General features: G+C 72.3%; 26 protein-coding genes and 4 pseudogenes. 10 read left to right on the top strand and 20 right to left on the bottom strand.

Features of this window, described 5'->3' with window-relative positions; all coding sequences use genetic code 11:
* The 9 genes and pseudogenes from ABZZ74_RS30510 to ABZZ74_RS30550 form a co-directional block, all read right to left on the bottom strand.
* Positions 1–96, bottom strand: a pseudogene (locus tag ABZZ74_RS30510) (electron transfer flavoprotein subunit beta); the annotation flags it as partial.
* A gap of 32 nt (positions 97–128) precedes the next feature.
* Positions 129–875, bottom strand: a complete 747-nt coding sequence (locus tag ABZZ74_RS30515; protein WP_208783417.1) for a GntR family transcriptional regulator — start codon at positions 873–875, stop codon at positions 129–131.
* Complete coding sequence (locus ABZZ74_RS30520; protein WP_356770355.1) at positions 868–2,034, bottom strand: acyl-CoA dehydrogenase family protein; 1,167 nt, start codon at positions 2,032–2,034, stop codon at positions 868–870. Before ABZZ74_RS30520 ends, ABZZ74_RS30515 begins: the two co-directional genes overlap by 8 nt.
* 21 nt (positions 2,035–2,055) lie before the next feature.
* Entirely contained in the window at positions 2,056–3,243 is a 1,188-nt protein-coding gene (locus ABZZ74_RS30525; protein ID WP_356770357.1) for a CaiB/BaiF CoA-transferase family protein, read from the bottom strand.
* 1 nt (position 3,244) lies between these two features.
* Entirely contained in the window at positions 3,245–4,444 is a 1,200-nt protein-coding gene (locus ABZZ74_RS30530; RefSeq protein ID WP_356770359.1) for an MmgE/PrpD family protein, read from the bottom strand.
* Positions 4,445–4,611: 167 nt separating this feature from the next.
* Complete coding sequence (locus ABZZ74_RS30535; protein ID WP_356770361.1) at positions 4,612–4,881, bottom strand: hypothetical protein; 270 nt, start codon at positions 4,879–4,881, stop codon at positions 4,612–4,614.
* 49 nt (positions 4,882–4,930) lie between these two features.
* Positions 4,931–5,524 (bottom strand): SDR family NAD(P)-dependent oxidoreductase, encoded by a 594-nt coding sequence (locus ABZZ74_RS30540; RefSeq protein ID WP_356770363.1) that lies wholly within the window; start codon positions 5,522–5,524, stop codon positions 4,931–4,933.
* A pseudogene (locus ABZZ74_RS30545) lies at positions 5,521–6,354 on the bottom strand (TauD/TfdA family dioxygenase). The gene ABZZ74_RS30540 and the pseudogene ABZZ74_RS30545 overlap by 4 nt, the downstream one beginning before the upstream one ends.
* Before the next feature lie 66 nt (positions 6,355–6,420).
* A complete protein-coding gene (locus ABZZ74_RS30550; RefSeq protein WP_356770365.1) occupies positions 6,421–7,662 on the bottom strand; it encodes an MFS transporter in 1,242 nt (413 codons plus the stop codon).
* Between the two features lie 142 nt (positions 7,663–7,804).
* Between ABZZ74_RS30550 and ABZZ74_RS30555 the strand changes: the two genes are divergently transcribed.
* Positions 7,805–8,725, top strand: a complete 921-nt coding sequence (locus ABZZ74_RS30555; RefSeq protein ID WP_356770367.1) for a LysR family transcriptional regulator — start codon at positions 7,805–7,807, stop codon at positions 8,723–8,725.
* A 4-nt stretch (positions 8,726–8,729) separates the two neighbouring features.
* On the opposite strand, the gene ABZZ74_RS30560 is transcribed toward ABZZ74_RS30555, so the two are convergent.
* Complete coding sequence (locus tag ABZZ74_RS30560; RefSeq protein WP_356770369.1) at positions 8,730–8,864, bottom strand: hypothetical protein; 135 nt, start codon at positions 8,862–8,864, stop codon at positions 8,730–8,732.
* 70 nt (positions 8,865–8,934) lie between these two features.
* A pseudogene (locus ABZZ74_RS30565) lies at positions 8,935–9,036 on the bottom strand (hypothetical protein); the annotation flags it as partial.
* An 18-nt stretch (positions 9,037–9,054) separates the two neighbouring features.
* Between ABZZ74_RS30565 and ABZZ74_RS30570 the strand changes: the two are divergent.
* From ABZZ74_RS30570 to ABZZ74_RS30580, 3 genes are all read left to right on the top strand, one after another.
* On the top strand, positions 9,055–9,486 hold the full coding sequence (locus ABZZ74_RS30570; protein ID WP_356770371.1) for a hypothetical protein: 432 nt from the start codon (positions 9,055–9,057) through the stop codon (positions 9,484–9,486).
* Positions 9,487–9,598: 112 nt separating this feature from the next.
* Positions 9,599–10,141, top strand: a complete 543-nt coding sequence (locus tag ABZZ74_RS30575) for a DoxX family protein (protein WP_356770373.1) — start codon at positions 9,599–9,601, stop codon at positions 10,139–10,141.
* A gap of 81 nt (positions 10,142–10,222) precedes the next feature.
* Complete coding sequence (locus tag ABZZ74_RS30580; RefSeq protein WP_356770375.1) at positions 10,223–10,969, top strand: NAD(P)-binding domain-containing protein; 747 nt, start codon at positions 10,223–10,225, stop codon at positions 10,967–10,969.
* 88 nt (positions 10,970–11,057) lie between these two features.
* Here ABZZ74_RS30580 and ABZZ74_RS30585 read toward each other — a convergent pair whose 3' ends face one another.
* Both ABZZ74_RS30585 and ABZZ74_RS30590 read right to left on the bottom strand, forming a co-directional pair.
* Positions 11,058–12,269, bottom strand: coding sequence for an MFS transporter (locus ABZZ74_RS30585; protein ID WP_356770377.1), 1,212 nt, complete (start codon positions 12,267–12,269; stop codon positions 11,058–11,060).
* Positions 12,270–12,453: 184 nt separating this feature from the next.
* Positions 12,454–12,912 (bottom strand): MarR family transcriptional regulator, encoded by a 459-nt coding sequence (locus ABZZ74_RS30590; RefSeq protein ID WP_208785055.1) that lies wholly within the window; start codon positions 12,910–12,912, stop codon positions 12,454–12,456.
* Positions 12,913–13,000: 88 nt separating this feature from the next.
* Between ABZZ74_RS30590 and ABZZ74_RS30595 the strand changes: the two genes are divergently transcribed.
* Entirely contained in the window at positions 13,001–13,555 is a 555-nt protein-coding gene (locus tag ABZZ74_RS30595) for a 2'-5' RNA ligase family protein (RefSeq protein ID WP_356770379.1), read from the top strand.
* On the opposite strand, the gene ABZZ74_RS30600 is transcribed toward ABZZ74_RS30595, so the two are convergent.
* The 3 genes from ABZZ74_RS30600 to ABZZ74_RS30610 all read right to left on the bottom strand — a co-directional run bounded on the left by ABZZ74_RS30600 (position 13,552) and on the right by ABZZ74_RS30610 (position 16,797).
* Positions 13,552–14,574, bottom strand: coding sequence for a helix-turn-helix domain-containing protein (locus ABZZ74_RS30600; protein WP_356770381.1), 1,023 nt, complete (start codon positions 14,572–14,574; stop codon positions 13,552–13,554). The genes ABZZ74_RS30595 and ABZZ74_RS30600 overlap by 4 nt on opposite strands.
* A gap of 262 nt (positions 14,575–14,836) precedes the next feature.
* Entirely contained in the window at positions 14,837–15,808 is a 972-nt protein-coding gene (locus ABZZ74_RS30605) for an alpha/beta hydrolase (protein WP_356770383.1), read from the bottom strand.
* A 221-nt stretch (positions 15,809–16,029) separates the two neighbouring features.
* On the bottom strand, positions 16,030–16,797 hold the full coding sequence (locus tag ABZZ74_RS30610) for an FkbM family methyltransferase (protein WP_356770385.1): 768 nt from the start codon (positions 16,795–16,797) through the stop codon (positions 16,030–16,032).
* 116 nt (positions 16,798–16,913) lie between these two features.
* On the opposite strand from ABZZ74_RS30610, the pseudogene ABZZ74_RS30615 reads away from it, so the two are divergent.
* Positions 16,914–17,795, top strand: a pseudogene (locus tag ABZZ74_RS30615) (LLM class F420-dependent oxidoreductase).
* Positions 17,796–17,797: 2 nt separating this feature from the next.
* Here ABZZ74_RS30615 and ABZZ74_RS30620 read toward each other — a convergent pair.
* Complete coding sequence (locus tag ABZZ74_RS30620) at positions 17,798–17,989, bottom strand: hypothetical protein (protein ID WP_356770387.1); 192 nt, start codon at positions 17,987–17,989, stop codon at positions 17,798–17,800.
* Between the two features lie 119 nt (positions 17,990–18,108).
* Here ABZZ74_RS30620 and ABZZ74_RS30625 point away from each other — a divergent pair, with 119 nt between their 5' ends.
* Positions 18,109–19,014, top strand: a complete 906-nt coding sequence (locus ABZZ74_RS30625) for a LysR family transcriptional regulator (protein ID WP_356770389.1) — start codon at positions 18,109–18,111, stop codon at positions 19,012–19,014.
* A 52-nt stretch (positions 19,015–19,066) separates the two neighbouring features.
* Here the strand turns inward: ABZZ74_RS30625 and ABZZ74_RS30630 are convergent, their stop codons facing one another.
* The gene (locus tag ABZZ74_RS30630) at positions 19,067–19,630 is read right to left on the bottom strand and encodes an NAD(P)H-dependent oxidoreductase (RefSeq protein WP_356770391.1); all 564 of its coding nucleotides are present in this window, start codon (positions 19,628–19,630) and stop codon (positions 19,067–19,069) included.
* Positions 19,631–19,731: 101 nt separating this feature from the next.
* Here ABZZ74_RS30630 and ABZZ74_RS30635 point away from each other — a divergent pair, with 101 nt between their 5' ends.
* On the top strand, positions 19,732–20,412 hold the full coding sequence (locus tag ABZZ74_RS30635; protein WP_356770393.1) for a helix-turn-helix domain-containing protein: 681 nt from the start codon (positions 19,732–19,734) through the stop codon (positions 20,410–20,412).
* 146 nt (positions 20,413–20,558) lie between these two features.
* Here ABZZ74_RS30635 and ABZZ74_RS30640 read toward each other — a convergent pair whose 3' ends face one another.
* Both ABZZ74_RS30640 and ABZZ74_RS30645 read right to left on the bottom strand, forming a co-directional pair.
* The gene (locus ABZZ74_RS30640; RefSeq protein WP_356770395.1) at positions 20,559–21,689 is read right to left on the bottom strand and encodes an NAD(P)/FAD-dependent oxidoreductase; all 1,131 of its coding nucleotides are present in this window, start codon (positions 21,687–21,689) and stop codon (positions 20,559–20,561) included.
* Positions 21,686–22,378, bottom strand: a complete 693-nt coding sequence (locus tag ABZZ74_RS30645) for a TetR/AcrR family transcriptional regulator (protein ID WP_356770397.1) — start codon at positions 22,376–22,378, stop codon at positions 21,686–21,688. Before ABZZ74_RS30645 ends, ABZZ74_RS30640 begins: the two co-directional genes overlap by 4 nt.
* A 130-nt stretch (positions 22,379–22,508) precedes the next feature.
* Here ABZZ74_RS30645 and ABZZ74_RS30650 point away from each other — a divergent pair, with 130 nt between their 5' ends.
* Positions 22,509–23,555, top strand: coding sequence for a LacI family DNA-binding transcriptional regulator (locus ABZZ74_RS30650; protein ID WP_356770399.1), 1,047 nt, complete (start codon positions 22,509–22,511; stop codon positions 23,553–23,555).
* A gap of 17 nt (positions 23,556–23,572) precedes the next feature.
* The gene (locus ABZZ74_RS30655; protein ID WP_356770401.1) at positions 23,573–24,748 is read left to right on the top strand and encodes a 4-hydroxybenzoate 3-monooxygenase; all 1,176 of its coding nucleotides are present in this window, start codon (positions 23,573–23,575) and stop codon (positions 24,746–24,748) included.
* Positions 24,749–24,777: the final 29 nt, after the last annotated feature.

A 24,777-nucleotide genomic window follows, 5' to 3' on the forward strand; every position in this document is an offset into this window, starting at 1 on the left:
CACGTCGTCCCGGTCGACGGTCAGGTCATCGGCGAAGTGCCGGTCGCCAGTGGCGTCGGGCACGTACTTCACAGTGACAACGATCCTCAAGCTCAAGGTTCCTTCTCCTCAACAGGTTGGTACGGACTTCACTGGCCACTGCGCCGCAGCCGTACGCGATACGAGTAGTGCTCGGGCAGGAAGTGACTGATGGCCAGCTCGACGAGCTGCCCGGTCACGGTCTGGTAGACGCGGTCGATGCGCAGGAGCGCCCGGCCCGGTTCACAGCCCAGGTGCTTGGCGATCTCCGGTGTGGCCTCGGCGACGGTGATGCTCTGTTCGGCCTCGGCGATCGGTTCGGGCAGCCGCTGGTCGAGCAGCCCGATGACGGTGAAGGCGTTCGGGGTGCCTGGCAGCGTCAACTCGGTTACGTCAGACAGCAGTTGGCCGACGGCGGGTGGCAGCCAGACCGAGGTGTGGCAGAACGCCGTGTCCTCGTGCAGCCGCAGAAAGGACAGCTTGTGCACGCGGTCGGTGTGCAGACCGAGGCGGCCCGCCGCGTCCACGTCGACCCGCCGGTGCAGCGGTGTCACCACGTCCATACGGGTGTCGATGGACAGTCCCATCAGGTCGTCCACCGACCCGAACTGCCGCAGATACTGCTCCTCCCGGGGCGTGGAGAACGTGCCGCGCCCCGGCACCCGGTAGACCAGGCCCTCCGCGACGAGGTCCTGGAACGCCCGCCGCACGGTCTGCCGGCTGACCCCGTACGTCTGGGCCAACTCGGCCTCGGTGGGCAGCCGTACGCCGTCCGGGTAGTCATGGCGCAGGATCGCCGCCCGCAGTTCGCGCGCGAGGCGCAGATAGGTGCTCTCCCGCTGGGGCTGTTCAGCCATCGAGGCCGCCCCTCGCCACCAACTGGGCCGCGATGACGTTGCGTTGGATCTCGTTGGTGCCCTCACCGACGATCATCAGCGGGGCGTCACGGAAGTACCGCTCCACGTCGAACTCCGTCGAGTAGCCGTAACCCCCGTGGATCCGCATCGCGTTGAGCGCGATCTCCATCGCCGTCTCGGAGGCGAACAGCTTGGCCATGCCCGCCTCCATGTCGACCCGGTGTCCCGCCTCGGCCTCCCGGGCCGCGTGCAGGACCAGGTGGCGGGCGGCGGTGAGCTTGGTCGCCATGTCGGCGAGGTAGTTGCCGATCGACTGGTGACGCCAGATGGGCTTGCCGAAGCTCTCCCGCTCCTGGGCGTAGCGCAACGAGTCCTCGAGCGCCGCGCGTCCCACTCCCAGCGCGCGGGCGGCGACCTGGAGCCGGCCGGTCTCCAGTCCCTTCATCATCTGGCCGAAGCCCTGGCCCTCCGCACCGCCGAGCAGCGCCTCGACGGGCAGCCGGTAGTCCTCGAAGGACAACTCGCAGCTCTCCACGCCCTTGTAGCCGAGCTTGGGCAGATCACGGGAGACGACGAGGCCCGGTCCGTGCTCGGCCAGCAGGACCGAGATGCCCCGGTGGCGCGGCTCGGCGGCCGGGTCGGTCTTGCACAGCAGCGCGATCAGTCCGGCGCGGCGGGAGTTGGTGATCCAGGTCTTCGCGCCGTTGACGACGTACTCGCCGCCCTCCCTGCGCGCGACCGTCGTCATCGCCTGGAGGTCGGAACCGCCGCCCGGCTCGGTGAGCGCCATCGTCGCGCGCACCTGACCGGTCGCCAGCCGCGGCAGATGGCGCCGCTTCTGCTCCTCGGTGCCGTACAGCAGCAGGAGCTTGGCCACGACCGTGTGTCCACCCATCGCCCCGGCCAGGCTCATCCAGCCGCGCGCCAGCTCCTCGGTGACCAGCACGAAGCAGGGCATGGAGACGGGGTTCCCGCCGTACTCCTCAGGGATCGCCAGGCCGTAGACACCGAGTTCCTTCATCCGCTCGATGAGGTGCTCGGGGTAGGTGTCGGAGTGCTCCAGCTCCTTGACGACGGGCTTGACGTCCTTGTCGACGAACTCGCGCACGGTTCGTACGACGAACTGCTCGTCGTCGGGCAGGAGGTCCAGGACGCTCATCGGGGCACTCTCCACACGTCGTCAGATGACGGCGTCGGCGCGCAGGGCGTCGATGTCGTCGCGGGTACGGCCGAGTCCGGCGAGGATCGCGTCGGTGTGCTCGCCGACGGCCGGTACGGGATCCATGCGTGCGGGGACGCCCGCGAGGTCGGCGGGCGGCAGCAGGGCCTGGACCGTCGCGCCCGGCACCGCCACCTCCTGCCAGCGTCCGCGGGCGGCCAGCACGGGGTGGTCGAGGAACGCGGCGACGTCGTTGACTCCCGCGCAGGCGATGCCGATCCGCTCCAGGTCCGCGAGGACGTCGTCGGCGTCGGAGCGGGCGATGCGCTCGGCGACGATCGCGTTCAACTCGTCGCGGTGCGTCACGCGTTGGGACCCGGTGGCGAAGCGTGGATCGTCCGTCAGGGCCGGCCGGCCCAGGAACTCCGCGCACAGGGCGGCCCATTCGCGCTCGTTCTGGATGGAGAACAGCACCTGACGGCCGTCGGCGGTCGGGAAGGCGCCGTAGGGGGCGATGGTCGCGTGCTGGGTGCCGAGGCGGGCCGGCTGGGTGCCGCCGTAGCGGGTGTAGTAGGCGGGCTGGCCCATCCACTCGGCGAGCGCCTCGAACAACGACACCTCGACGGGGTGCGTGCGGCCGGTCGTGGCCCGTGTGTACAGCGCGGTCAGGATGCCGCTGTAGGCGTACATCCCGGCCGCGATGTCCGCGACGGAGATGCCGACGCGGGCGGCCTCGTCGGCGGTTCCGGTGAGGGAGACGAGCCCGGTCTGGCACTGCACCAGCAGGTCGTAGGACTTGCGACCGGCCCAGGGGCCGGTCGTGCCGTACCCGGAGATCGTGCAGGGGATGAGCCGGGGGTGGCGCTCGGTCAGCGTGGCGGTGTCGAGTCCCAGCCGGTCGGCGGCGCCGGGCGCCAGGTTCTGGACGAACACGTCGGCGTCGTCGAGGAGTTGGCGGAGGATCTCCAGGCCGCGCGGGTCCTTCAGGTCCAGTGTGAGGGATTCCTTGGAGCGGTTGAGCCAGACGAAATAGCTGGAGTGACCGTGCACGGTCGTGTCGTAGCGGCGGGCGAAATCGCCCTCTCCCGGCCGCTCCACCTTGATGACGCGGGCACCGAGGTCGGCGAGCTGGCGGGTGGCGTACGGGGCGGCGACGGCCTGCTCGAGGCTGACCACCGTGATGCCGGACAGGGGGAGTTGCTGCCGCACGTCACGCCTCCTCGTCGGGGAACTGCTCGCGAAGCACTTCGCGGGCTCCCGCCCACGTCAGCCCGTCCAGCAGCGCGGGCACATCCGTACCGCAGGCGGCGGCCTTGGCGCGCAACCCGGCCTCGGAAACGGGCCGTTGCGGAGCCCCGGGCGGCAAGTCCAGCTCGGCGTACACCTCACCGCCGTCCGCGAGGCCGACCCGCAGCTCCACGCGCCCGTCCAGCAGCGTCCTCGTCTCACCGGGCAGCAGCTCGACCCCGACGAGACCGACGAGTTTCTGCGCCTCGGGCCGTGCGACGGCCGCGTCCGTGAAGCTGTCGAAGCCGGGATAGTCGTCCAGCAGCGCCGCCGCCACCGCGTACGGCAGCGAGAACTTGCCTTCCAGGCCGGTCACCGGACGGTCGTGGACGAGCGGCTGAACGGTGCCCGCCGGCGTGGTGACCGTGACCGCCGTGATGTCGCCGCGGACATGGTCGCGCACCTCCCGCAGCGCGGCGATGGGCCGCTGCATGGCGTAGCAGCAGGGGAAGAGCTTGACCGCGAGGCCGCCGGGGACGGCCGGGGCGGCGGGGAAGTCCGCTTCAGGCGTGCCGCCGACCCGCCTGACCCAGGCCTCCAGTGCGCGCGGATCCGCGGTTGCTCCCGCCCACGCCAGCCGCGCGGCCCGTACACCCGCCTCGGCCGCGAATCCGACCTGCAAGGACTTGCCGTGCGTGCCGAAGGCCTCCTGCCCGCCGCCGGCGGCGGGCACGGCGAGGGCCATCGCGGTGGCCAGCTGCTCGGCGTCCAGTCCGAGGGCGATCCCGGCCGCGACGGCGGCCGCCGGGGCGCCCGCCGTGCAGGTCGTGTGCCAGCCGGCAGCGTAGTGGCCCCAGCCGAGCATCGCGCCGAGCCGTGCCATGACCCCCGCACCCGCGAGGTAGGCGCGGGCGTCACCTCCCACGGCGAGCGCGGCCGGGACGGTGACCACGGAGATGTGGGCGGTGGTGTCGATGTGCAGGTCGTCGAAGTCGAGCACATGGGCCATCGCCGCCCAGCGGGCCGCCTCCGGCAGGGAGGCGGCGACGGATCGCAGCGGATGCGTCCGGGCGGCCAGCGCCACGGCGACGGTGTCCGCCAGCGATCGCTCCGCCAGCGCCAGGTCCTCCGGCGCCGGGCGGAGATCGCGGGCCCACTGGGCGAGCGCTCGGGCAACGGCCATGAAAAAGTTTGTACGGCCAAATCCCGAGCGGTGTCAACGCCGACTGACGTGGCCCGACGTGTGTCTTGACGCACTCCCCGAGTGAGGCCCAGGACACATCCGTGCCCCGGGCGCACTTTGTACGCACCAATGACGTTGTACGCACCGGTGACTGCGGGAAGCTTTCCTCAGTTCTCCCGGCTCGGATCGCACAGCACCATCACCGCGCGGGCGACGAGTTCCCCGGCACCGCCCAGTTCCCGGCGGTAGCGGCCCGTCATGCCCCGTACGGTCTCGGCGAAAGCGGGGTCGGCGGCGCGGGCACGGGCCGGGGGAGGGAGTTCCTGGGCCATCGCGCGACGGCGGGCCAGGAGCGCGATGATCTCGTCGTCCAGGCGCTTCAGCTGATCGAGTGACCGCTGTTCCGTCACACCGGCAGCGTGGTCGGTCGTCGTCACGAGAGATCTCCGTTCTCCTCAGGGATCCGGATCGCGGTCCCGTCCGTCCTCATCGCAGGTGGTCCTTCATCACTTTGCCCGTGGCGCTGAGCGGCAACTCCTCCCGGAACTCCACCGATCTCGGCACCTTGAACCCGGCCATCCGCTCATGGGCCCAGCCGATCAACTCGGCTTCCGTGACCGGCCCGTGCCGCTCCACGAAGGCCTTTCCCACCTGGCCCATCCGGGCGTCCGGCACGCCGATCACCGCGACCTGCGCCACCGCCGGGTGCCGGAGCAGGAAGCCCTCGATCTCGGCCGGGTAGGCGTTGAACCCCCCGACGAGGAACATGTCCTTCTTGCGGCCCACGATCCTCAAGTGGCCCCGTCCGTCGAGGGTTCCGAGGTCGCCGGTGTGCAGCCAGCCGTCCTCGTCGACGGCTTCGGCGGTCGCCTCGGGGTGCGCCCGGTCGTACACGTCGACCCCGCCGAACGCGGCCGACTCGTGCCCCTTCTGCCGTGACTCCTCGGCCACCTGCTCGGCCGCGTCCCCGTTGAGATCGAGGACGGCGGTGGCGAAGCCGTCCTGCGCGAGGCGCTGCGCGATGGCGCGCCCGATGCCCGAACCGCCGCCCGTGACGAGCGCCGTGCGCTGCTCGCTCATGCGACCGCCTCCACGCCGAGCAGCGAGGTGCGGTGCATCAGCCGGGAGGAGCCGGAGCCGTAGGGCAGCGCGCGGTGCAGCATCCCGGTGTTGTCCCAGATGACCAGGTCGCCCCGGCGCCAGCGGTGGCGGAGGGTGAAAGCGGCCGGGTCGCGAGGTCGGGCAGCTGTCGAGCAGTTCCCGGCCCTCGGCCGCCGGACGGCCGACGACCGAGCCCGCCGTGGCGCCGATCAGCAGGGACCTGCGCGCCTGCACCGGGTCCACACCAGCGGATGCTTCCGTGCCGGGTTCCGCTCCCAGGCCGCCCGCTCCCCGGGTGAGGGGTCCGGCGTCACGAGCAACTGCGAGGCGGCGAAGCTGTGCACCACGCGCACTCCGTCCAGCTCCTCGCGCTCCGTCTCGGGCAGCGACTCGTACGCGGCGAAGGTGTTGGCGAACTCGGTGTCCCCGCCGCCGTCGTCCGATATCTGTCGTGCCGTCAGAAGGGTTGCTTTGATGGGTACTTGCTCCGTCGTGCCGCCGATGTGCCAGTGGAAGGTGGACTCGCAGTAGGGGGCCAGCGGGCTCTTCGACGGGTCGCGGGTGATCCGCTGGATCTCCCGGTGGGTCGGGTGGCCGCCCATCGGCAGCGGGACGACCTCGCCCAGCAGGCGGCTGAAGGCGACCAGATCGTCGTCGTCGAGGTCGGCCTCACGGTAGATCACCACCCCGCGCTGCTCCAGAGCGGCCAGGCAGTCCTCGGCGACGCCCCGGTCGACCAGTCGGTTCCCGGTGAGGCCGGTGATCTCGACGCCGGTGGCGGGGGTGAGTTCGGTGACGGTGACGGGCATTCGCGGGCGGCTCTTCTGTCGATTCCGCCAGTCGCCTTCTCTCTTATAGAGAATGGCGTTTTCGCATCAGAGTACTCCGTCCGCGCGCAGCGGCGCCATCTCCGGGGCGGGCTCGACGCGGTGGGGGAGGAGCAGCGGTGTGGCCAGGGCGAGGACGCCTGCGACCGCGATCGCCGTGCGGGGACCGGTGAAGCCGGCCAGCACACCCCACAGGGCCGTCATCCCGGCGGTCGTGGCCTTGGTGGTGACCGACCACGCGGAGAGCGTGCGCGCGGCCCGGCCGGAGTCCGTCTGCCGCAGCCGGAGCGTGGAGTACACCGGGTTGAAGACGGCGCACGATGTGATCACCCCGAGCTCCACGACCATGACGAGCACCAGTCCCGCCGTGCCGGGCCCCACGAAGGCCAGGCCGATCGGCCAGCATGCCCGCAGCCATCCCGACGCGAGCAGCACCCGCCTCTCCCCGAAGCGCGGCACGAGCCTGCGGGCCAGCCGCGAACCGATCAGGCCGCCCACGCTGGGCGCGGAGAAGGCCAGGCCGTACTGCCAGGCCGTGAACCCCAGATCGCCGACCATCAGCACGGCCAGCAGCGGAAGCGACACCATGATCATGGCGTTGTAGAGCACCGTGTTGCAGAACAGCGGCCGCAGCACCGGATGCGCCAGGATGTACCGCCAGCCTTCGAGGAGACCGCCCGCCCGCGCGGTGTCCGTCCGTACCGGATGCGTCTCCGTCCCGCCGATCGCCCGGATCCCGACGGCCGACAACAGGAAGCTGACCGCGTTGACCAGGGTGGTCGTCACCGGCCCGAACACGCCCATGGCGGCCCCGCCCAGCGGCGGCCCCAGGATCGTCGCGGTCCACTGTGTCGCCTCGAACCGCGCGTTCGCGGCGAGCAGGTCCTCCGGCGGCAGCAGTGACTTGAGGAAGGCCCCGCTGGCCGCCGTGAAGCCGATGTCGGCCGCACTGACCACGATCGACACAACCAGGAGTTGTACAAAGGTGAGGGCACCGAGCGCGAAAGCCGCCGGAATGGTCAGCAACGCCGCACAGCGGACCAGGTCCATGGCCATCATCACGGGCCGCTTGCGCCGGAACTCCATCCAGGGCCCCAGCGGCGTCGCCACCGCCGCCCCCACCGCGAGTCCGGCGGCCGACAGCACCGCCACCTCGGTCGCCCCGGCGTGCAGCACGATCACCGCGATCAGCGAGAACGCGTCGAAGGCGAGCCACGTCCCGAGCGCGCTGACGGCGTACGCCCCCCACAGCCACTCGAACCGCCGCCCCAGCGAACGTCCGCCCCGCATGCCCGTCCCCCGTCCCGCGCCAATCCCGACCGGCGACATCAAAGCGGCTCGGCGGGCGCTGGGGCAAACAACCGACACGCTCGTCACGCGACAACCACACGTTGTGGGAAACCGCTCGACCGGACGCGGTAGAAAGGGGGCCGTGGATCTCGACGCAGTACGCACCTTCGTGGCCGTCGCGGACGCCGGACGGTTCCGGGAGGCCGCTCTCGCCCTGTCCGTCACCCAGCAGGCCGTCTCCAAGCGGGTCGCCGCGCTGGAGAAGGACCTCGGGGCACGTCTGTTCACCCGCACGGCCCGCGGGGCGCAGCTCACCGTCGACGGGCAGGTCTTCCTGCCGCACGCCCGCGAGCTGCTGCGGGCCGAGGAACAGGCGGCGTCCTCCGTGCGCCCCGGCCGCCGCGCCTTGCGCGTCGACGTCATCGGCCGCCGGCTCGCCCCGGCCGACCTGGTACGGGACTTCCATCGCGCCCACCCCGAGACGGCCCTGGACGTCGTGACGCTCTTCGACGCGGAGGCGGCGGTCGCGGCGGTGCGCGCGGGCACCGTCGACGCGTCCTTCCGCGCCCTGACCCTCCCCACCCGGCAGTTGCCCGAGGGCATCGCGGCGGCCCGCGTCCACGACGAGCCGCTCCAGCTCCTCACCGGCCCCGGGCACGCGCTCGCCGCCGCCCGCGCCGTCACCCCCGCCCAGCTCGCCGGGCACCGGATCTGGATGCCCGGCAACGTCGCGGGCACCGAGTGGGCCGCCTTCTACGACGACCTCGCCGCCGCCTTCGGCTTCACCATCGAGGTCACCGGCCCCGACTTCGGCACCGAGCCCCTGCTCGACACGATCGCCGACTCCCCGCACCTGGCGACCTTCGTCGGCGTCCAGACCCGCATGGTCTGGCCGGCCGACCACGATCTGCGCCGCATCCCCCTGCGCGACCCCACACCGGTCTACCCGCACTCACTGGTCTGGCGCGCCGACAACCCCCACCCGGCGCTCGCCGCGCTCCGCGCCCACCTCGGCACCGCCCGGCGCGACGCGCACAGCTGGACCCCGAAGTGGGCCCGCTGACGGGCTACGTCACCGCCCCCGCCGCCTTCAGCGCCAGGATCCGCTCCCAGTCGAGGCCCGTCTCCAGCAGCACCTCCTCGGTCTGCGCCGCGAACTCCGGAGCCGGTCCCGCCTCGGGCGCCGTGACATCGAACTGCACCGGGTTCGCGACCAGTTCGAGCTTCCCCGGCCCGCACGATGTACTCCTTCGCCCGCACCTGGGCGTCGGCGGCGACCTGCCGGGAGTCCTGTACGGGCGCCCAGGGCCCGGCGAGCGTCGCGAACCGTTCACTCCACTCGGCCGGCGTGCGGGTCGCGAAGACCTCGCGCAGATCTTGACGGCCTCCTCGGTGTTCTCCGCGATCAGCTCATCGGTCGCGAACCGTGGATCCTCGGCCAGTTCGGGCCTGGAGATCGCCGGCACCGGACGCCACCACCACCCGCGCTCCGTCGCCTTCCTGGAACTCGGAGAGCAGGACCTGAACCGGGCCCGCACCCGCCTGCGTGAAGCGCTCTGGTGCGCGGGCCACTTGTACCCTCCGGAGGTCTTCGGCGAAGCGAGCATCGCCGCCGCCTCCCCGGCCTACGAGTCCGCGGCGCGCGAATGGCGGTACGAGTTCCCGGAGTTGGCGGCTCGGGTACGGATCCCCGTGCGCTACAGCCTCGGTGACCACGAGGAAGTGTGGAGCCCCGGCCCGAGGCGCCGGCCGACATCGCCTCCCTCTTCACGGCATCCCCTCGCACGCGCATTAACGAACAAGCCGACAGCGGGCACAATCTGAGCCTCGGGCATTCGGCCCGGGCCTATCACCTGAACGTGCTGTCGTTCGTCGAGGAGTGCGCGGTGACCCGAGAGGCCGACCTCGCCGCGCCCCCACGAGAGGGGAGAGCGGGATGAACCAGACGGATGTGGTCGCGACTCTGCTGCGCCTGGTCCTGGGCGTCGTCATGATCGCGCACGGTCTCAACCACTGGCGCGGCGGCGGCCGCATCGCCGGCACCGCCCGCTGGTTCACCGGCCTGGGCCTGCGCCACGGCGTGCTCCAGGCGTGGATGAGCGTGGTCACCGAGATCGGCGCCGGCGTCCTCCTGCTGGCAGGCCTGCTCACTCCGCTGGCCTGTGCGGCCGTCATCTCGGTGATGCTGGTCGCGGGCCTGCTCGCCCACCGCCCCAACGGCTTCTTCGTCTTCAAGGAGGGTTACGAGTATGTCCTGACCCTCGCCGTCGTCTCCCTGGCGCTGGCCGTGCTCGGCCCGGGAAGCGCCTCGCTCGACGAGGCCGCCGGCATCGACGTGTCCGGATGGGCGGGCTTCGGGATCGCGCTCGCCGTGGCCGTCGTGGCGACCGGCGGTCTGCTCGCCACGTTCTGGCGCCCCCAGCGGCCCGCGCCGGAACCGGCGGCGAGTCCCGAACCCCTTGAGCAGGAGGCCAGTTGACGCGTGTTGGGTTCATGGCCTGGGCAGCCAGGGCGCTCCCATGGCCCGCCGGATCATCGACGCGGGCTACGAGACGACCCTGTGGGCCCGCCGCCCCGCCACCTCGTCCCGTTCGCCGGCACCCCGGCCCGGCGGGCCGCCTCCCCGGCGGACCTGGCCGTGGTCAGTGACCTGGTCTGCGTCTGTGTCGTCGACGACGCTGACGTCGAGGAGGTCGTCACCGGCGAACGCGGTGTCCTCGCCGGGCTGCGCAAGGGCGGGGTGATCGCCGTGCACAGCACCGTCCACCCCGACACCTGCCGCGGCCTCGCCGGACCGCGCCCGCACCCAGGCGTCTCCCTCATCGACGCCCCGGTCAGCGGCGGCGGCCCCGCGGCGGCCGAGGGCAGACTGGTGGTGATGGCGGGGGGCGAGCCCGGAACGGTGGCCTACTGCCGGCCGGTCTTCGCGACCTACGGCGACCCGGTCGTCCACATGGGGCCGCTCGGCACCGGACAGCTCGCGAAACTCCTCAACAACGTGCTGTTCACGGCCCTTCTGGCCACCGCCGCCGACACCCTCGCCCTGGGCCGCGACCTGGCGATCGCCCCGGCCGCCCTCGCCCAGCTCCTCGCGCACGGCAGCGCCGGCAGCTTCGCCCTGAACCGCGTCGCGGCCGCCGGCGGCACCCTCGACCGTCTCGCCGCCCACGCCGGACCCCTGCTGCGCAAGGACGTCCGGCTGGTCACCGACGTCGCCGAGGCGGCCGGTGCAGAGCCGGACGTCGTCACGTCGGCCGCGACCGCCGCGCTCGCCCTGATGAACAGGCACCAGCCGACGCCCGGTTGAGGCCTCCCCCGGCGTTCCTTCGCGAGCGGGCCCATGACGCGAGGCCGCCAGACGTCAGCGCCGTGCCGTGACATGAGGCCGCCACACGTCAGTGCCGTGTCGCGATCGACGCGCTCTCGGGTACGGCGGACGAGGCGACGACCCGCCCGGCAGGCCGTCGGCGGCGGTCCAGGAGCGCCGCCAGGACGGAGAGCAGCAGCGCGCTGGAGGCGAGAAGCGCGCCGATCCAGTTCGGGGAGGTGTAGCCGAGCCCGCCCGCGATGGCTACGCCGCCCAGCCAGGCGGCCAGCGCGTTGCCGAGGTTGAAGGCACCGATGTTGGCGGCGGACGCCAGGGTCGGTGCGGCCGCGGCCTGGTCCAGCACCCACTTCTGCAGCGGTGGCACGGTCGCGAACCCGAGAGCGCCGATCAGCGCCAGCGTCAGCGCGGCCGGCACCTTGTCGTGGGCCGTGACCGTGAACAGCAGCAGGGCCAGGGACAGCGCGCCCAGCGCGGTGAACAGCATCGGCATCAGCGCCCGGTCGGCGAACCGGCCGCCCACCAGGTTGCCCAGGAACATCCCCCCGCCGAACAGCACCAGCAGCCAGGTGACCGCGCCGGACGAGTAGCCGGCGACCTCGGTCATCATCGGCGTGATGTAGGTGATCGCGGCAAACACGCTCCCGAAGCCGAGCACCGTCATCGCCATCGCGAGCCAGACCTGGACGTTGCGGAAGGCGGCGAACTCGGTGCGCAGGGTGTGGGTCTCGGGCCGGCCCGTCTCCGGCACCAGCCTGGCCACACCGAGAAGGCCCACGACGCCGAGCGCGGCGACGCCGGCGAAGGTGACCCGCCAGCCGGCGGCCTGTCCGACGTACGTCCCCACTGGGACGCCCACGATGTTGGCGACCGTCAGACCCGTGAACATCAAGGAGATGGCCGAGGCCTTCTTCGCCGGCGCGACCAGTCCTGCCGCCACCACCGATCCGATGCCGAAGAACGCTCCGTGCGCGAGCGAGGCGACCACCCGGCCGATCAGCATCACCGCGAAGACGGGCGCGAGCGCCGACAGCACGTTGCCCACGACGAACACGCCCATCAGGAACATCAGCATCTTCTTGCGGGAGACCCTGGTGCCCAGAACGGTCAGCACGGGCGCGCCCAGGACCACGCCCAGCGCGTAACCGGAGACCAGCCATCCGGCGGTGGGGATGGAGACCCCGAAGTCACCCGCGACCTGGGGCAGCACACCCATGATCACGAACTCGGTGGTGCCGATCCCGAAGGCCCCGATGGCCAGGGCCAGAAGGGCGAGAGGCATGGGAGAAACCTTCCAGAAGATTGCTTGTTGCGCTTACGAGCGTCGACAATAGTTGCAGACGCGGGATAAATGCAAGCGCAGAGAATGCCGGTTGCCGATAGCACGCGTACGCATGCATCTGTTCAGGAGAAAGCCCCCGCGACGAGCGTGCGCACGGGGGCTGGGGGCCGCGGGGGCTTCGGGGTCAGACGGGGACGCGCAGGGTCTCGACCGCCTTCACCAGCGGGGCGAGTTCCGGATTCCGGGCGGCCTCGTCGAGGGCCTCGCGCAGGGCCGCCTCGTTGGTGGGGCGGGCCTCCTCCAGCAGCTTCAGGCCGGCCTCGGTGACATTGGTGTAGATGCCTCGCCGGTCGGTGGGGCACAGGTAGCGCGTCAGCAGCCCGCGGTCCTCCAAACGGGTGACCAGCCGGGTCGTGGCGCTCTGGCTCAGCACGACCGCGTCGGCGACCTGCTTCATCTGCAGATGGCCGCCCTCACCGTCGTGCTGTCGGCTCAGCACGTCCAGCAGCGAGTACTCCCGCACGCTCAGATCGTGCCCGGCCTGCAGCGCGCGCTCGATGTGCGCCTCGATCCTGCCGTGCAGCAGCGAGAGAGCGCACCAGCCCTGGGCGAGAGCCGTGAGCGCGGGGTCGGTGGCGGTCATGGCCTCAAGGATAAGCCACCGGTGAAATTACCGGCGGGGGCATGTAGGGCGCGCGTGCAAGCGGCTCCTGCCTGCTATACATCGTGCCGTGGCGGACACTCCCCAGGGATTCCAGGCAGGACAGACGGCCCTCGTCGTACGGGTCCCCGAGGCGGAACCGGCGGTCGGGACTTGGCGCGAGCGCCTCGACCCGACCTTCCGGACGGGAGTCCCGGCCCATGTCACCGTGCTCTTCCCCTTCCTGCCCGCGGACACCGTCGACGACGCGGTCTGCGCCGCCCTCGAGGAGGTGATCGGCCGGCACCGGCCCTTCGACGTGCGGTTCGAGCGTTCCGGCCGCTTTCCCGGGCTGCTCTACCTCGCTCCCCAGCCCGACGCCCCCTTCCGCCGCCTCACCGAGGAGATCGCCGAGCGCTGGCCGGAAGCGCCGCCGTACGGCGGAAAGTACGAGCCCGTCCCGCACCTGACCGTCGCCCAGACGCACGACGAGAGTGTTCTGGCCGAAGCGGAGGCCGAGTTGGCCGTCCACCTTCCCGTCGTGGCTCGCGTGGCCTCGGTCGACCTCGTGGTCTTCGACGGCACTGGGTGGCGGCAGCGGGCGGCCTTCGCGTTGGGGCGCCCGGACGCCCCTGGTGACGCCTAAGGCCTCGCCAAGTGGCGCATGGTCAGGGCCAGTTGCAGTCTGAGACGGCCCTGCGGGGTGCGCAGGGGCCAGCCCAGCAGGTGTTCGGCCTGGGTGAGGCGGTCCTGGAGCGTCGAGTGGTGCACGTTGATCTCGGCGGCCGCCGCCCGCTGGCTCGCCGTTGCGGCCACGGCGTGCAGGGTGGTCAGCAGACCGGGCACCGCGACCGCCGCCGCTTCGACGGCACGCACATCGGGCGGCGGTTCGGCACCCGGTACGACCAGATCCGCGAGCAGCGCGATGCCGCCCAGCTCATCGGCGTACACCACGCGCGGACCGGGATCGAGCGGCGTGCCGTCGGCCGTGAACCGCAGCGCCGTGCGGGCGGCGGCCCAGGACGCCGGCAGATCGAGCACGGGTACGGCCGGTCCGACCCCGAGGCGACCGCCGGCCAGCTCCGACTCCGCGGGACGCCTGCCCCCGGGGGTGACCAGGACGCGGGGCGGCCCGGCACCCGGAGCGACAGCCCGCAGTCGTACGGCGGGATCGGCGGGGTCGACGCCCAGGCGGCGAGCCGCATGCAGCCGCGTCGGCTCCAGAACCGTGCGGTCCAGCAGCGTCTCGATCAGCGCGGGATCATCGGCGGCGGAGGCCGGCGCGCGACCCCGGGTACGGTCCAGGACGAGCCGTACCGCGCCCGCCGCCCGTTCCAGGATCACCGCGTCCACCACGCTGGGCACGGTTCCGGCCCGTTCCAGCCACAGGGCGGGGACGCCGCCGGGCTCCAGTGCCGCACATGGCCAGTCGGGGTCCGGCTTGGTCTCCGAGTCCTTGCGCGTACCGTCCGGCTCGACCCGTACCCGCACGTGCCGCGCCGCGTCGACCAGCCGCGCCGGGCACCCGGCCAGCACCGCCGCCCCACGCACCAGGGCCTCCAACCCGGCCCTGCTCTCGGCCAGCCGGTCGAAGTAGGAGATGACCTGCACCGCGGCCCCGGCATCCGGATCCACCGCGGTCAGCCGTCCCGCCAGCTCTTTCATACGCACATGGTGCGCCATCGGAGCGCCGGGAGGGACCCTCGGGACTGCGGTCATGCTTGGGGCGGGCGCCAGGTCACCCGCCGTCGGCCCGTCGCGGAGGGCGGGTCGTGCGCGGCGGGTCTGCAGTGCGGGTGTCGGTTGTTGTCCTGGGGCGCGGCCGCCGTGCCAGTGCCTGTCGTCGTCCCGGGGGTTTCAGCCACCGTGCCAGTGCCATCCGCCGCCCCGGAACTAGCGCCACCCCCGCCGCGCCGCCGCGGCTCCGTCAGCCAAGAAGCCTGCGCAGCCAGTTCACATGGGCCGCTCGGGACGCCTGGGACAGGGACGCCTGGGGGGCGAAGCCGTCGAAGCCGTGGAAGCCGCCCGGCCAGACGTGCAGTTCGGCGACGCCGCCCGCCTGCCAGATGCGGGAGGCGTAGGCGACGACCTCGTCACGGAAGGTCTCCGCGGAGCCGACGTCCAGGAAGGCCGGCGGCAGGTCGGTGAGGTCCTCGGCGCGGGCCGGTGCGGCGTAGGGGGAGACGTCCGGGCCGCCGCGCGCCGCGCCGAGCAGGGCCGTCCAGCCGGTCTCGTTGGCCGTGCGGTCCCAGACGCCGAGGCCCGCCATCTGGTGGCTGGAGGGCGTGTCGTTGCGGTCGTCGAGCATCGGGCACATCAGCACCTGGCCGATCGGCCGGGGACCCTTGCGGTCCCGGGTGAGCAGGGCGAGCGCCGCGCTGAGCCCGCCGCCGGCGCTGGCTCCGGCGATCACGATCCGCTCGGGATCGGCGCCGAGTTCCGCCGCGTGCTCGGCCGTCCAGACCAGCCCGGCGTAGACGTCCTCGATCGGCGCCGGGTGTGGATGCTCCGGCGCCAGCCGGTACTCGACCGACACGACGACCGCGTCCAGCTCCTTCGCCCAGGTGAGCGGCACGTCCACGCCGACCCGGTTGTTGCCGATGATCATGCCGCCGCCGTGCACGTGGTAGACGAGCGGACGCGGCCCGGCCGTCGGCTCGGCGGCCGGGCGGCAGATGAGCAGCGAGATGTCCGGCGCGTTCTCCGGCCCGGGCACGGTGCGGTCCTCGACCTCGAAGAAGCCGTCCGCCGTGAGGTCGAGCTGGGCGAGCATCTCGATGCCCGGTCCCATGCGCACGGTGTCGATCTCGTCCAGGGTGAGCCCGGGCGAGATCATGTCCTTGATCAGCTCCAGGGCTCCGGCGAGCTCGGGGTCGAACGGGGGCGGCACCAGGGTCATGGCTTTCTCCTCACGCGGGGCGCGGCGGCTCGTGTCCGACATGATCGGGGCATCGGTCGTCGTCCGGACCGCCGCCGTCCGGCGGAACCTGCCCGCCAGGCGGCGGGTCCCCCGAGCCGCAAGGAGCCGACTGCCTTCCGTTCGCCTGGGCGTGGCGCAAGAGATCGCCGGCGCCGACAACACCGTCGGATCCACCCCCCCCCACGACGTGTCGCCGTCGCCTAACGGGCCCTCTTCGCCCGCATCATCACGCAGTCGAACTCGACCACCCGGCCCGTGGCGGGGTCCCGGGAGACCGAGTACAGGCCGGTCGTCTCGAAGCCGGCGGCCTCGTACGCGGCCACGGCCTCGTCCATCCGCGGGCTGCCCTCGTACAGCCGCAGCAGGGCGACCTCGGACAGCAGGCCCACGAACTCCCCGATCCGGTCCCCGGCGCCCGTGAACACCTCCAGGTCGTAGCCCTGGGTGTCCATCTTCAGGAACGGGCGCGGATCGTCGATGCCGTCGAGGGCCTCGTCCATCACGTCGGCCAGGCGGCGGACGCGGACCTCCTCGGTGCGGGTCTCGGTGAAGCGCTCGTAGCGGCCGCGGCCGTAATCGCTGGGCGGCAGCAGCGAGTTCATGGTGTCCCACCCGGTGTGGATGGCCGTGACGCGCTCCTCGCGGCCCAGGGCGAGCCGGTGCACCCGCCACTCGGGGTCACCGGCCGCCGCATCGGCCAGCCGCTCGAAGGCGGCGGAGGCGGGCTCGAAGGAGACGATCCGGCCGGTGTAGCCGAGCTCGCGCAGTTCCCTGCCGTACTGACCGGTGTTGGCGCCGACGTCGAACACGCAGTTGACGTCGTACAGGTCCAGCATCTCGCCGACGTGCTGATGACACAGGAACTCGGAGGCCAGCGACTGCAGGTCGCGCCCGGTCTCGTCCGTCGCCCCCGCCCGTACGCCCGACTCGGGCAGCAGGTCGCGCAGTCGTTCGTAAAGGGTCCGCATTGGATCATCCTCGCAGAGGCGACCGTACGCACGCCCACCCCGGTACTTGACTTCGAGAGCGCTCGAAGATCTAGCGTCGCCGATGACGGCGAAGACGCGGGCGAACGGAGAACGACATGCGGGTGGGCGTGCACATCAACCGGTTCGACCACGGCGCCGGTGCACCCGCGCTCGGCGCCGAACTCGCCGCCGCGGGCGCCGCTGCCGAGGCGGCCGGGGTCAGCTGGCTGTCGGTGATGGACCACTACTTCCAGATGGAGTTCAACGGCGGCGCCGAGGACCCGATGCTGGAGGCCTACACGACCCTCGGCTATCTCGCCGCCCGCACCTCCACCCTCCGGCTCGGCGCGCTGGTCACCGGAGTGACCTACCGCCACCCCGGTCTGCTGGCCAAGATTGCCACGACCCTCGACGTGCTGTCCGGCGGACGCGCCATCCTCGGTATCGGGGCCGCCTGGTACGACCGGGAGCACGCCGGGCTCGGCGTGCCCTTCCCACCGCTGGCCGAACGCTTCGAGCGGCTGGAAGAGGTCCTGCAGATCTGTCTGCAGATGTGAGACCCCGAGAACAACGGCCCCTTCGAGGGCCGGTACTACCGCCTGGCCGAGACCCTGTGCGTCCCGGCGCCCGTCAGCAGCCCGCACCCCGAGATCATGATCGGCGGAGGAGGGGAGAAGAAGACCCTGCGTCTGGTCGCGCGGTACGGCGACGCCTGCAACCTCTTCGCGACCTCACCGGAGGAGGTCCGGCACAAGCTGGAGGTGCTGCGCGCCCACTGCGACAGCGAGGGCCGCGACTACGACGCCGTCCGCAAGACCGTCGCGTACGGCGGCGAGCCCGCGACCGACGGCGACCTCGACGCGTTCCTGCGGGACATCGGCGGCTACACCGGACTCGGCATCGACACGGTGATCCTCGCCCCGCGCCTGGGCGAGACGGCGGCATGGATGGAGCGGTTCGTCGCACCGCTCGTGCCGCGCCTCGCCGACCTGGACTGACCTCACGCGGGCCGGCTGCGGGAGACGATACGCGTCCCGCAGCCGTCGACCGTGCGGACCTGCAGCGAACCGCACGCGCAACGCGTCCACAGAGTGGTCCCGGCCGCCGTGACGTGCCGGGAGACGACCTTGAAGGGCTCGACGCCGTCGGGCCAGCCGCAGTGCGGGCAGGCAGTACCGGTGGTGCTGGTCATGGCTGTGTGCTCCTCGTACGTGATGACAGGCGGACCGTCGCGACACAGCCAAGGGTGCGGCGAGGAATCCGTTCACGTCCAGGTTGACTTTCCGGACGTCACCTTGAAGCGTGGGCTTCATGATTGACCTGCGCCGGCTCCATGTCCTGCGGGCGGTCGCGCACTACGGCACGGTCACCGCCGCCGCCCAGGCCCTGCACTTCACCCCGTCCGCCGCCTCTCAGCAGATCCGTCAGCTCGCCCGCGACCTGGGCGTCGACCTGCTCCAGCCGCAGGGACGCGGGGTACGGCTGACCCCGGCCGCCGAGAGTCTGCTCGCGCACGCCGACGCGATCCAGGCCCGCTGGGAGCAGGCCGAGCTCGATCTGCGGGCCGACCACGGCGACCCGGCCGGGCCGCTGCGCGTGAGCGGATTGTCGGTGGCCGCCTCGGTGCTCCTCGCCCCGATGGCGGCCAGGCTTCAGAAACGGCATCCCCGACTCGCCGTCCGCATCCGGGAGGCGGGGGTGCCGGAGAGCTTCGACCTGCTCTTCGAGGGGGAGACGGACCTGGCGATCGTCGAGGCCACCCCGCACAACCCGCCGCTGGGCGACGCCCGCTTCGACCAGCGGCCGCTGCTGGACGACCCGTTCGACCTCGTCGTACCGGACGGGCACGAGTTGGCCGGGCGGGCGCGGGTCGATCTCGCGGACGCGGCGCGGGAGGCCTGGATCGCGCCCATGCCGGACAGTCCCTGCCGTACGCATGTGATGTCCGCGTGCGGCAAGGCCGGGTTCAACCCCGACGTGGTTCACCTGGCCGTGGACTGGAACGTCACGGCCCACCTGGTCGCGGGCGGGCTCGGCGTGGCATTGATCCCGCGCATGGCGCAGCTCACCCCGCAGCTGCCGATCACGCGCGTGCGCTGCGCGGGCAACCCGCACCGCAAACTGCTGACCTGCACCCGCCGGGGCGGCCGGGAGCGGCCCGCGGTGGCGGCCGCCCTCGGGGAGCTGCGCGAGCTGGCGGCGACGGTGGTGGCCTGACACACGGAAGGGCCGCGGCCTCGCGGCCACGGCCCTTCGGTGCGGGTCCTGGTCAGGCGGCGACGGTCTCGCCCGCGTGGCCGTGCAGACGGGCGACGACCTCGGTCAGCTGGGCGGCGACCTCGGCGTCGTCGGCCGGGTGGGTCTCGGCGAAGCGGGTCAGCGAGCCGGGGATGGACAGCTTGAGGTCCTCGATGACCTTGCCGCCGGCGATGCCGACGGCCTTGCGGGCCTCGTCCTGCGCCCATACGCCGCCGTACTGGCCGAACGCGGTGCCGACGACGGCGACCGGCTTGCCACCGAAGGCGCTCGCGCCGTAGGGGCGGGACAGCCAGTCGATGGCGTTCTTCAGGACGGCCGGGATGGTGCCGTTGTACTCGGGGGAGAAGAGCAGGAACGCGTCGGCGGACTGGGCGGCGGCGCGCAGGCGGGCGGCGGCGGCCGGGACGTCGCCCTCGACGTCGATGTCCTCGTTGTAGAACGGGATCTCGGACAGGCCCTCGAAGATCTCGACGTCCGCGCCCTCGGGCGCGAACTTGACGGCCGCCTCGGCGAGCTGGCGGTTGGTCGAACCGGCGCGAAGGCTGCCGACGAGCGCGAGGATGCGGACAGACATGGGGGACTCCAAAGGGCTGAAACATTGCCGTTACGATCCGGACCGAGGTCCGTTTTCACTTTCTAGCACCATAACCGGACCGCGGTCCAGTTTTCTTCCCCATGCTTTACGCTGTCTTCATGTCCGCCTCCCTGCCGCCGTTCCCGACGCCGCACGAGCCCGTCGGTGAGCCTGAGTTGCTGCAGCTCGGCACCGCCGAGGAGCACCCCTGCCTGCGCGCCGACGCCGCGCGCAACCGGGCCCGGCTGCTGGAGGCCGCGGCCCGGCTGATCGCCGAGCACGGTGTGGCCGGGGTGACGATGGAGGCGGTCGCCGCCGCGGCCGATGTCGGCAAGGGGACCGTCTTCCGCCGCTTCGGCGACCGGACCGGGCTGCTGATGGCCCTGCTCGACCACTCCTCGCGCACCCTGCAGGCCGACTTCCTCGGCGGTCCGCCGCCGCTGGGCCCCGGGGCGCCGCCCTTGGAGCGGCTGCGAGCGTTCGGCGTGGCGGTGTTGTACCGCTCGGCCGAGCAGCTGGACCTGCAGCTGGCGGCCCAGTCGGAGCCGACCCGGCGCTACGGCCACCCCTCGGCGCGGGCGATGGCCATGCATGTCACCGTCCTGCTGCGGCAGGTCGTGCCCGACGCCGACTGCGAGCTGCTCGCCCAGACGCTGATGAGCTACCTCGACCCCGCGCTCATCCACCACCGCACCCGGCAGTGCGGCATGCCGCTGGAGCGGCTCGAGACCGGCTGGGTGGACCTGGTCGCCCGCGTAACGGGCACGGAGCCGCCACGCTGAGCCGGACTCCGCCTGTGGCCGCCGGCGCTGGGCGGGGTGGGGTCGTGCGGGTGGTTGGTTGCCCGAGGGGCGCTGCGCAACCGCCGCCCGGAGCCTTGCTCGACCGTGCGTGCGGTTGCTGTGCAAGCCGCTGCGCTGAACCCGGCTCAGTTCTGCGCGGTGAACATCTCGACCAGGCGCCGGGGGGCGTCGGCGCGGAACAGTAGCTCGCCCTGTTGCGCCGACTCCGTCGCCGAGAACTCGCTGCGGGGGAACATCTTCTCCTCGTAGGCGGCGAGCGCCGCCTCGGTGTCCCCCGGGTGCGCCACCAGCGCGAGGGCGAGTTCGGCCCCGTCCAGCAGGGCGAGGTTGGCGCCCTCGCCGGCGAACGGGGACATCAGATGCGCGGCGTCGCCGAGCAGCGTGACGCCCGGGACCCGGGCCCAGCGGTGGCCGACCGGCAGGGCGTGGATCCGGCGCGGCACCAGCGCGCCGTCGGCGTCGGCGACCAGCGCCCGCAGGCGCTTGTCCCAGCCGGCGAACTCCTCGAGGACCCGCGTCCTGGCGCCCTCGGCGTCGGTGAAGTCGATGCCGTCGAGCCACTCCTCGGCGCACTCCAGCGCGGCGTAGACATGCAGACTGCCGTCGCTCTCACGGTGCGCGAGGAAGCCCCGGCCCTCCCCGAGTGCGAAGAGCATGCCGCCGCCGACCACTTCGGCGCCCACCGGATGCCGTACGTCCGCGTCCCGCAGGTCCGCCTCGACGAAGGAGACGCCCGTGTAGCGGGGCCGGGCGTCGGACACGAGCGGACGCACCGTCGACCAGGCGCCGTCCGCGCCCACCAGCAGATCCGTGGTGAAGGCGGTGCCGTCGGCCAGGGTCACCTCGTGCCGGCCATCGCCCGCCGGCCGCGCGCCGGCGACCTTCGCGCCCCAGCGGACGGTGTCCCGCGGCAGTGAGCCGAGCAGCAGGTCGCGCAGGTCGCCGCGGTCGATCTCGGGACGGCCGCCGTCCTCGTCGGGACGGTCCAGGAGGACCGTCCCGTCCGGCTCCAGGACCCGGGTGGCCTGCCCGCCCTGGTGGGTCCGGGCCAGGAAGTCCTCGTACAGGCCTGCGGCGCGCAGCGCCACCTGGCCGGAGTCCTCGTGGATGTCGAGCATGCCGCCCTGCGTACGGGCGGCGGGGGAGGCGTCCAGTTCGTAGACGGCCGCCTGGACGCCGTGCACGTGCAGCACGCGGGCCAGAGCGAGGCCGCCGAGACCTGCGCCGATGATCGTGACGGGGTGGTGGGAGGTCATGTCGTGTCTCCTTGGGGTCGGTCGGGTACGGCGGTCCGTTCGATGCCCGCGATCAACGTCCGGAACGCCCAGGACAGGCGCTCCTCGGGGGCTCCGGCGAGCAGCGCGCCGCCGAGTGCGGCGGTGCGCGGGTGGGTGCGCTCGGACAGGCCGGCCAGGGTGCGGCGCAAGGCGTCCCAGTCCTCCTCGGACGCCTCCTCGACATGCTCGGCGGCCGTGGCGGTGGCGTGCTGCAGCAGCAGATCCACGCCCCAGGCGGCCTGCGCGGGCGGCACACCGCCCTCGTCGAGCAGGGCCAGCAGGGTCTCGATCAGATTCAGGTAGTGCGGTCCGCTCGGCCGGGCGGTGAGCGCGGAGCGGGCCAGGGTCGGGTGCTCGAAGAGCATCGCGGTGTACGCGGTGAGCACCCGCTCCAGCCGCTCGCGCCAGTCGCCCCCGGCGGGGGCCGGCCCGACGGTGCCCAGCAGCTCGTCCAGGACGGCCGCGTGCAGCTCGGCGGTGTTGCGGACGTACACGTAGAGCGACGCCGGGCCGGTGTCCAGCTCCTGCGCCAGGCGCCGCATGGTCACCTTCCCCAGGCCCTCGGCCCGCAGGATCTCCACGGCCGCGGCGACGATGCCCTCCCTGGTCAGGGCGGGCTTGGCGGGCCGCTCACGACGGCTGCGGGGGGTGTCGGGTCGGTCGGTCATGACGCAACCATAACGAACATGTTCGCCGCGAACAAGTTCGTGACGAACATGTTCGTGACGAATGTGTTTGTCCACCGCGCCGCGGCTCCGTTCCGCCCCCACCGGGGCAGGCGCCTCCGCTTCTGCGAAGATGCGGTACGTCATGGTGCAGATACCGAAAATGCCCGAGCCCGCGTTGCCCGCACCGCGCTCCGTGCCCACGAGCGCCGATGTGGCCCGCCTGGCCGGCGTCTCGCGCGCGACCGTCTCCTACGTCCTGAACAACACCAGCGCCGTCCGCATCAGCGAACCGACCCGGCGCCGCGTCCAGGAGGCCGCCAAGGAACTCGGCTACGTACCGCACGCCGCCGCCCGCAGCCTGCGCGCCGGACACAGCCGCATGGTCCTGATGCCGGCCCCGACCATCCCGGTCGGCCCGCTCTACAGCCAGTTCATCAACGAACTGCAGTGGGCGCTCGGCCGCCTCGACTACACCGTCGTCCAGTACGGCACCGTCGGCCTGCACGGCGACGAGGCCGCCCGGGCCTGGGCGGAACTGCGCCCCGTCGCCGTCCTGGTGCCCGGCGCCGGTCTCGGCCCGCAGGGTGTCGCGGTGCTCAAGGGTTCCGGCGCCCGCGCCGTCGTCACTCTCGGCCCCGAGGCGGTCGAGGGTGCCTACGCCCTGCTCATGGACCACGAGACCGTGGGCCACTGCGCCGGCGGTCACCTCTTCGACCGAGGCCGGCGCCGCATCGGTGTCGTCGTACCCGAGGAGGGCGGCCTGGAGGTCTTCTCCCAGCCCCGCCTGGAAGGGGTGCGCCGCGCCCTGGCCGGCACCGACGCCACCGTCACCGAGCTGTCCCTCGCCTACGAGGAGGAGTCCGCCGCGCGCCTCGCCGCCCGCTGGCGCGAACTCGACCTGGACGCCGTGTTCGCTTACAACGACGAGTACGCGATGCTGTTGATGCGGGCCCTGCAGGACGTGGGCGTGCGCGTTCCGGAGGAGACGGCCGTGATCGGTGCCGACGACCTCATGCTCGGCCGGCTGCTCAGGCCCCGTCTGAGCACGGTCCACATCGAGCTGCCGTCCGGCCGCGACCTCGCCGAACTCGTCGACCGCGCGGTGCGCAACCCCGCCGCCGCGCCCGAGACGCACAAGGTGCTCGGAGCCACGGTGATCCACCGCGACTCCAGCTGAACCCAGGGGAGGCGGCCATGCGCACCACGGTCGGCATCATCGGCGGCGGCCCCGCCGGGCTCCTCCTCGCCCGGTTCCTGCACCGCGCCGGGATCGACTGCGTGGTCCTGGAGGCCAGGACGCGTGCGTACGTCGAGCGCCGCCAGCGCGCCGGAATGCTGGAGCAGGGGACGGTCGACGCCCTGCGCGAGGCCGGCGCCGCCGAGCGGCTGAACGCCGAGGGCCTGGTGCACCAGGGCATCGAGCTGCGCTTCGACAGGGAGCGCCACCACATCGACTTCCCCACCCTCACCGGCCGCACGGTCACCATCTACGCCCAGACCGAGATCGTGAAGGACCTCGTCGCCCTCCAACTGGCCGACGGGCCACCGCTGTTGTTCGAGGCCGAGGCGCTGGGCATCGAGAAACCCGAGAGCGCCTCACCCGTCGTACGGTTTCTGCACGAGGGCCGCGAGCAGACGCTGACCTGCGACTGGGTGGTCGGCGCCGACGGCTTCCACGGCATCTCCCGCGACACCTTCCCCGCCGCCGTGAGCCGCACCTACGAACGCGGCTACCCCTACTCCTGGCTCGGCATCCTCGCCGACGTCGCGCCCTCCTGCGAGGAGCTGATCTACGCCCGCGGCCGGGGCGGCTTCGCCCTGCACAGCATGCGCTCCCCGCACGTCTCCCGTCTCTACCTGCAGGTTCCCAACGACAGCGACCCCGAGGACTGGCCGGACGACCGGATCTGGGACGAACTCGCCGCCCGTTTCGCCATCGACGGGGACTGGACCCTCGACCGCGGCCCGATCACCGCCAAGTCCGTGACCCCGATGCGCAGTTTCGTGCACGAGCCGATGCGCCACGGCCGGCTGCTGCTGGCCGGGGACGCCGCCCACATCGTCCCGCCCACCGGAGCCAAGGGCCTCAACCTCGCCGTCTCCGACGTCCGCGTCCTGGCCCGAGCCTTCGCCGAACTGCACCGCACCGGATCCGAGCGACTGCTCGACACGTACTCCGACACGTGCCTGGAGCGTGTGTGGCAGGCCACGCGTTTCTCGTACGACATGACTAAGATGTTGCATGCTCAACCAGATGGGGATGCCTTCGAGAACCGGATGCAGCTCGCCCGACTGCGCCGTATCACCGCATCCCGCCACGCGGCGGCCGAACTGGCCGCGAACTACACGGGACTTCCGCTCATGACCTGAGTCCCGCCGGTGACGAAACGGAGAGCCGT

The organism is Streptomyces sp. NPDC006476, from assembly GCF_040612015.1.
Lineage (GTDB): Bacteria > Actinomycetota > Actinomycetes > Streptomycetales > Streptomycetaceae > Streptomyces > Streptomyces griseorubiginosus_B.

What these genes read in the sequence shown, in the direction of transcription:
- ABZZ74_RS30515 (WP_208783417.1), bottom strand. Translation starts at nt 875, where the DNA reads ATGGCTGAACAGCCCCAGCGGGAGAGCACCTATCTGCGCCTCGCGCGC.
- ABZZ74_RS30520 (WP_356770355.1), bottom strand. Translation starts at nt 2,034, where the DNA reads ATGAGCGTCCTGGACCTCCTGCCCGACGACGAGCAGTTCGTCGTACGA.
- ABZZ74_RS30530 (WP_356770359.1), bottom strand. Translation starts at nt 4,444, where the DNA reads ATGGCCGTTGCCCGAGCGCTCGCCCAGTGGGCCCGCGATCTCCGCCCG.
- ABZZ74_RS30540 (WP_356770363.1), bottom strand. Translation starts at nt 5,524, where the DNA reads ATGAGCGAGCAGCGCACGGCGCTCGTCACGGGCGGCGGTTCGGGCATC.
- ABZZ74_RS30550 (WP_356770365.1), bottom strand. Translation starts at nt 7,662, where the DNA reads ATGCGGGGCGGACGTTCGCTGGGGCGGCGGTTCGAGTGGCTGTGGGGG.
- ABZZ74_RS30575 (WP_356770373.1), top strand. Translation starts at nt 9,599, where the DNA reads ATGAACCAGACGGATGTGGTCGCGACTCTGCTGCGCCTGGTCCTGGGC.
- ABZZ74_RS30585 (WP_356770377.1), bottom strand. Translation starts at nt 12,269, where the DNA reads ATGCCTCTCGCCCTTCTGGCCCTGGCCATCGGGGCCTTCGGGATCGGC.
- ABZZ74_RS30590 (WP_208785055.1), bottom strand. Translation starts at nt 12,912, where the DNA reads ATGACCGCCACCGACCCCGCGCTCACGGCTCTCGCCCAGGGCTGGTGC.
- ABZZ74_RS30600 (WP_356770381.1), bottom strand. Translation starts at nt 14,574, where the DNA reads ATGAAAGAGCTGGCGGGACGGCTGACCGCGGTGGATCCGGATGCCGGG.
- ABZZ74_RS30605 (WP_356770383.1), bottom strand. Translation starts at nt 15,808, where the DNA reads ATGACCCTGGTGCCGCCCCCGTTCGACCCCGAGCTCGCCGGAGCCCTG.
- ABZZ74_RS30610 (WP_356770385.1), bottom strand. Translation starts at nt 16,797, where the DNA reads ATGCGGACCCTTTACGAACGACTGCGCGACCTGCTGCCCGAGTCGGGC.
- ABZZ74_RS30620 (WP_356770387.1), bottom strand. Translation starts at nt 17,989, where the DNA reads ATGACCAGCACCACCGGTACTGCCTGCCCGCACTGCGGCTGGCCCGAC.
- ABZZ74_RS30625 (WP_356770389.1), top strand. Translation starts at nt 18,109, where the DNA reads ATGATTGACCTGCGCCGGCTCCATGTCCTGCGGGCGGTCGCGCACTAC.
- ABZZ74_RS30630 (WP_356770391.1), bottom strand. Translation starts at nt 19,630, where the DNA reads ATGTCTGTCCGCATCCTCGCGCTCGTCGGCAGCCTTCGCGCCGGTTCG.
- ABZZ74_RS30635 (WP_356770393.1), top strand. Translation starts at nt 19,732, where the DNA reads ATGCTTTACGCTGTCTTCATGTCCGCCTCCCTGCCGCCGTTCCCGACG.
- ABZZ74_RS30640 (WP_356770395.1), bottom strand. Translation starts at nt 21,689, where the DNA reads ATGACCTCCCACCACCCCGTCACGATCATCGGCGCAGGTCTCGGCGGC.
- ABZZ74_RS30645 (WP_356770397.1), bottom strand. Translation starts at nt 22,378, where the DNA reads ATGACCGACCGACCCGACACCCCCCGCAGCCGTCGTGAGCGGCCCGCC.
- ABZZ74_RS30650 (WP_356770399.1), top strand. Translation starts at nt 22,509, where the DNA reads ATGCGGTACGTCATGGTGCAGATACCGAAAATGCCCGAGCCCGCGTTG.
- ABZZ74_RS30655 (WP_356770401.1), top strand. Translation starts at nt 23,573, where the DNA reads ATGCGCACCACGGTCGGCATCATCGGCGGCGGCCCCGCCGGGCTCCTC.